Origin of the sequence: Rhodopirellula sp. JB055 (assembly GCF_043100905.1) — a bacterium.
Lineage (GTDB): Bacteria > Planctomycetota > Planctomycetia > Pirellulales > Pirellulaceae > Rhodopirellula.
This window is the reverse complement of record NZ_JBICHO010000626.1, coordinates 1-5252: the sequence shown is the minus strand read 5'-3', so window position 1 is coordinate 5252 and position 5252 is coordinate 1. Positions and strand designations below refer to the sequence as shown.

The 5252-nt window shown below is 55.0% G+C and carries 6 protein-coding genes; 3 read left to right on the top strand and 3 right to left on the bottom strand.

The annotated features are described in order from the left end of the window. From ACF8AM_RS24325 to ACF8AM_RS24315, 3 genes are all read right to left on the bottom strand, one after another. Positions 1-1231: dihydrolipoyl dehydrogenase family protein (locus tag ACF8AM_RS24325; protein ID WP_392558138.1), on the bottom strand; the 1231-nt coding region annotated here is incomplete at its 3' end. Next, positions 1228-1740: a carboxymuconolactone decarboxylase family protein gene (locus ACF8AM_RS24320; protein WP_392558137.1), complete on the bottom strand. Its 513-nt coding sequence runs from the start codon at positions 1738-1740 to the stop codon at positions 1228-1230. The genes ACF8AM_RS24320 and ACF8AM_RS24325, both read right to left, overlap by 4 nt. Before the next feature lie 85 nt (positions 1741-1825). Next, the gene (locus ACF8AM_RS24315; RefSeq protein WP_392558136.1) at positions 1826-2392 is read right to left on the bottom strand and encodes a type 1 glutamine amidotransferase domain-containing protein; all 567 of its coding nucleotides are present in this window, start codon (positions 2390-2392) and stop codon (positions 1826-1828) included. A 466-nt stretch (positions 2393-2858) separates the two neighbouring features. Between ACF8AM_RS24315 and ACF8AM_RS24310 the strand changes: the two genes are divergently transcribed. From ACF8AM_RS24310 to ACF8AM_RS24300, 3 genes are all read left to right on the top strand, one after another. Beyond that, on the top strand, positions 2859-3698 hold the full coding sequence (locus tag ACF8AM_RS24310; protein ID WP_392558139.1) for a C39 family peptidase: 840 nt from the start codon (positions 2859-2861) through the stop codon (positions 3696-3698). A gap of 206 nt (positions 3699-3904) precedes the next feature. Further along, positions 3905-4933 (top strand): 2,3-diaminopropionate biosynthesis protein SbnA, encoded by a 1029-nt coding sequence (sbnA, locus tag ACF8AM_RS24305; RefSeq protein WP_392558135.1) that lies wholly within the window; start codon positions 3905-3907, stop codon positions 4931-4933. Beyond that, a partial coding sequence (locus ACF8AM_RS24300; RefSeq protein ID WP_392558134.1) for an FAD/NAD(P)-binding protein occupies positions 4930-5252 on the top strand: 323 nt, incomplete at its 3' end. The genes sbnA and ACF8AM_RS24300, both read left to right, overlap by 4 nt.

The window sequence follows — 5252 nt, the reverse complement described above, 5'->3', positions numbered from 1 at the left end:
GGCCGAGCAGGTGTGCTCCGAGAATCCTATCGTTTTTAGAATCGACGAGGATTTTGTAGCCGGCCACCGTCGTTCCAGTTTTGCGAACGCTGCCCCACGACGAAGTGTCGTCGCTGAGAACCGTCAGGTTGTCGTTGCTGTTGCGAGCGGCTTCTTCGGACAACCCAACTGATGCGATGCTTGGAATCGTGAACGCGACTTTGGGGACGTGGCCGTAGTCCGGTGTTCGTTCCAAAGTTTCAGAGAACAAATTCTTCGCAGCGATGCGTGCGTCTTCGTTCGCAACCGGAGTCAGTTGAGGCATTCCGGTGTCGGCGCAGTCGCCTGTGGCGAAGACTCGCGGATTGGTTGGATTTTGCATGAACTCGTTGACTGCGATCCCTTTTGCACTGTGCTCAATCTCGGCTCGTGAGAGGGCGAGTTCGTCGATGTTCGGGACTCGTCCCGCACCATGAACCACCAAACCACATTTGATTGGCGGATCTTCCTTCGCAAGATGAACGTGCAAGTAACCGTCCGAAGATTTGTCGACGCCAATGATTTCTGCATTCAACCGAAAGCGGATTCCGTGATCCTGGAGCGATTCGGTCAGTTGCTTGACGAGATCGGGATCGAACCCAGCCAGCACATGATCATTCTGCTCGATCACAGTGACTCGACAGCCTGCACGGGCAACCACGCCTGCGAATTCCATGGAGATGTATCCACCACCGACGAAGACAACGTGTTCGGGCATGGATTCCAGTTCAAGGAATTCATCGCTTCGAGTGATATGTTCAGCTCCATCGAACGTGAGTTCCCGAGGTCGCCCACCTGTGGCGATCAAAAATCGATCGGCAGTCAGTTTCGTTCCCACGACATCAATCGTATCGGGCGAGATGAACCGAGCGACGCCGTGGAACGTCTCGATCCCCGCTTCTCGAAAGGACTGTTCTGAATTGTCTGCGACAGGGTGCGTGAATTCGGTTTTGAAAGCGTGGAGTTGCTGCCAGTCGATGTTGACGGTCGCATCTGCGACCAGCTTCCCTTTACTCCGGCGGACTTGGTCGACCAATTGCCCCGCATTGACATAGACCTTTTTGGGGTTGCATCCACGCAGCGCGCACGTGCCGCCAAAGGTTCGGGAGTCGACCAGTGCAACACGCTTGCCCGATTTCGCGATTTTGGTGGCGACGGTTCCGCCGGATGGCCCCGTTCCCAGAACCACCAAGTCAAATTGTTTGCTGCTCATGGCAGTTCAATGTCCAATCCGTGATTGATGCGATTCGTGAAATTCGCAAGAGCGACCGCCGCAGCGAGGGTGACGAGTTGTTTTTCGTTCAAGAACAACTTGAGTTCCTTCACGACGGAAGCATCGACGTTCGCTTTGGTCGTCAGTTGTTCGGCGTATTTCAGAACGGCTTGTTCTTTTTCATCAAGCAAATCGCCGCCGCTCACGTTCATTGAATCGAGTTGTTCATCGGACAATCCCGCCTTCTTCGCGGCTTGGCGATGGTAGTGCGAGCAGTAGTCGCATGAGTTCAACTGGGACGCTTTGTAGTAGGCAAGTTCGCGATATTTCGCCGGCAGGTCATTCTCAAGGCCATCATTGATCTGAGTCATGCCGGCCAACACGTCCGGCTGATGTGCCAACGTGCTGAAGATGTTCATCGATTGACCGAACTTCTTTTCGATCGCTTCGAGAATTGGTTTGGCTTCGTCGGGAGCTTCATTGATGGAGAGCGGTTGTGCGTAGGCCATGTTGAGTTTCCGAGTTTCGTAGAGACGGACCTGAAATAGAAACAGGCCAGCTCAAAGGAACTGGCCTGTTGAAGCGGTGCACGGATCAGACCGTTTGGGCGGCGTGCTTTCCTTCAGCGAATTCTTCGATCGCTTTGTCACAGAAGGCTGGCAAGTCATCGGGGTTGCGACTGGTCACCAGTCCTTCGTCACACACGCATTCCTCGTCGACCCATTCGGCGCCTGCGTTTTTCAGGTCAGTCTTCAGGCTTGGCCAGGACGTGACACGGCGGCCACGGACAACGTCCGCTTCGATCAAAGTCCACGGCCCATGGCAGATAGCAGCAACGGGTTTGTGTTGTTTGAAGAAGTCACGAATGAAGCTGACCGAAGTTTGGCAGGTTCGGAGTGCGTCTGGGTTGGCCACGCCGCCGGGCAATACCAATCCGTCGAAATCTTCGGCGGAAACATTGCTGACATTTTGATCCACCGTGAATTGGTCGGCCTTTTCATCGTGGTTCATGCCTTGGATCTTTCCGTCCTTTGGCGAAACCAAAACGACTTCTGCGCCAGCGGACTTGATCGCGTCCCATGGCTTGGTCAATTCGACTTGCTCGAAGCCGTCCGTCGCGAGAAAGGCAATACGTTTCTTGTTCAGTGTTTGGTCACTCATATCATTGTCCTCAATTTTTGTGCGATTTAGAACTTCGCGGGGCAACGGATGCAGATCGCGTGCCACGCTGACACTTCGATCAAAACGCGATACGTTGGAGGCTTTCCGGCGGAGCAGCAACGCTTGAAGAAGTGACCTATTGAATGTGTGGCATCGGCTTCCGACTTGTGATTGCGCGGTTTACAAGCTGGAAGCCTACGTCATGTAGTTTTGCTTGGACGGAGATCAAAGATGTTCAGGGTCGTTATTGCGACATGCTCGAGAGAACGTTAACCGAGCGAAGTGGCTGATTTGCGGTCGACGCAAAGCCGGTCGTGCGACGCCTCGTCCGGTGACGGCGTGAGAATTGCGTCGATCTCGTAGCAATGATCCATGAGTATCGTTCCCGCGACTGGTTTCGCAGGCGGTCGATCGCAATTTAGATGACTTCAGCAGAGGAGAAGAACAGTTGATAGCAACTGATTTGATGATCGCAATGTTGGTGATGGCAGGTCTGTCGATTGCGGCGGCGTGGTTCGCATTTGCGATTGCCTATTCCGACAAGGGGCAACGCGTGATGTTGTTCTTGTCGCTTGCCGTTCTCGCGATGGTTTACTTCTTGTTCTACGCGTCGGGCCAACTTTTCTGGGCTCGGTACGTGTCCGATTCAGCGGCGATCGTCTACACGAACTTTGCGTCCATCTTTGCGGCACTGGCGGCGGGCTGGGCGTTGCGTCTTCCCAACACGCCTGTTTGGCGCCGCGCTGTTTTGGCGACCCTTCTGGGAATGGGCTCAGCCACCGCGATCCTATGGCCGCTGCTTTCCATTGCCATTCGCCCGGCTCCTGAAGGTGGGGATCAATGGAACAACGGCGTTGCCATGCAGACCTCTTGGGCCACGTGCAGTCCTGCGGCCGCGGCGACGTTGTTTCGGGCGGAAGGCATTGACGTTTCCGAGTCCGATCTGATTCCGCTGTGCCTGACGGATTCCAGTGGCACACCGACACTCGGTCTGTATCGGGGCATCAAATTGGTCGCTGACCAACGAGGTCGATCGCTCGAGGTGCTGGATGAAACACTCGACGAGATGTGGAACCAAAACGATTGGCCCGTCTTGATGGCAGTGAAGCTGCCCTATGGTGTCGACGACCGACGCTACGCGGACCAATGGGGATGGATCCCAGGCATGGGGCACAGTGTCGTTGCGTTTGGATTGACCAGTGACGGGCAACGAATGCTTGTGGGCGACCCTTCGGTGGGGCTGGAACAGTGGTCGAAAGATGACCTGCGAGTCCTCTGGCATGGCGACGGCATTCGCTTGCACTGATTTCAGTTTCGGAATCAAAACGAGAAGGCAAGATTGGCGACCACGTCGTTTTCGCAACGTTTACGTGGGGTGTTGCGACCAAGATGCGACAAAACGAAGAACGCGGGAGGCTTGAGGCCCGTGTCTCCAAGAAGCGAACCAATGCGTTGGCACAGTGATTGCTTTAAACGAAGCAAATCAAATTTCTGCACCTGAGCCAACCAAGTATGAACGAACATTCTTCCCGAGTTTGCAATGGCGTCCTCGATGCGATCGGCGGAACACCATTGGTTCGACTCAATCGATTCCTGGACCGGCCTGACATCGAGTTGCTCGTCAAATGGGAGGCGGCAAATCCGGGTGGCAGTGCCAAAGACCGTCCCGCGGCCAAGATGCTATCCGAGGCACTGGCGCGAGGTGAAATCGGCCCAGGCACCACCATCATTGAGTCAACATCCGGAAACATGGGGATCGGGTTGGCCCAGGCATGTCGGTACCACGGATTGAACTTCATCTGCGTCGTAGACCCTCGTGCTCAGAAGCAAAACCTTGCAATCATCGAGGCACTCGGCGGCACGATTGAGTTGGTCACTCAGCCGCTCAGTGGCGACTTCTTGGCGGCCCGCATCGCGAAAGTTTGCGAGCTGATCGAGACAACACCCAACAGTTTTTGGCCCAATCAGTACGCCAACCTGGATAACCCTCGTTCGCATTTCGAAGGCACCATCCGGGAGATTGATGAGGCACTCAATGGAGAGTTTGACGCTTTATTCGTGGCAACGAGTAGTACCGGAACCGCACAAGGTTGCCGCGACTATCTGAACTCAAGAGGACGTGACGTCCAGGTCGTGGCGGTCGATTCCGTTGGCAGTGTTCTGTTCGGCGGGTCATCCGGGCCTCGCAAAATTCCCGGCTTGGGAGCGGGGAAGGAGCCGCGATTGGCGGCGGGGCAATCGTTTGAACATCTCGTTCGGGTGACAGATTTGGAATGTGTTGTCGGATGTCGCCGGGCGGCTCAGCGAGAAGCCTTGTTGATCGGAGGGTCAGCGGGTGGAGTTCTGATGAGCGTCGGAAAAATGCAAGAACAATTCGCGGGCAAACGCTGCGTCGCGGTGCTGCACGATTCGGGCACGCGTTACCTGGAAACAGTTTTCAACGACGAGTGGGCTTCGGAGTCGCTGGGATGCACCAGCGAGGAACTCAACTGTCTGGTCGGTTCTTCCTCGTTTCATTTGTTTGAAGGAGTGAAAGCATGAGCGTTGCGATTTCAGGTGGTAGCGTTGTCGATTATTCGGTGACCAATGACAATTCAAACGAGACGCGCACGCGTTTGGCCATCGTCGGATGCGGGCCCCGTGGTTTGCAGTGCCTCGATGCTCTGTCGCAACAATTGTCGACAAAAGAATTGTCGCGAATGGAAATCACGGTCTTCGAGCCTTCGCCGTTCCCCGGTGCAGGATGCATTTACGATCCAAAACAACCACGAATGCTGCGGATGAATTTTGCGACGCAGCACATCGATTTTTGGAAAGTTGAATCCAATCAGCCGACGCCACGATCGGGGTCATTGATCGG

Bases quoted from the DNA above. Each gene is read 5' to 3' on its own strand.
- ACF8AM_RS24320 (WP_392558137.1), bottom strand. From the start codon at position 1,740: ATGGCCTACGCACAACCGCTCTCCATCAATGAAGCTCCCGACGAAGCC.
- ACF8AM_RS24315 (WP_392558136.1), bottom strand. From the start codon at position 2,392: ATGAGTGACCAAACACTGAACAAGAAACGTATTGCCTTTCTCGCGACG.
- ACF8AM_RS24310 (WP_392558139.1), top strand. From the start codon at position 2,859: ATGATCGCAATGTTGGTGATGGCAGGTCTGTCGATTGCGGCGGCGTGG.
- sbnA (WP_392558135.1), top strand. From the start codon at position 3,905: ATGAACGAACATTCTTCCCGAGTTTGCAATGGCGTCCTCGATGCGATC.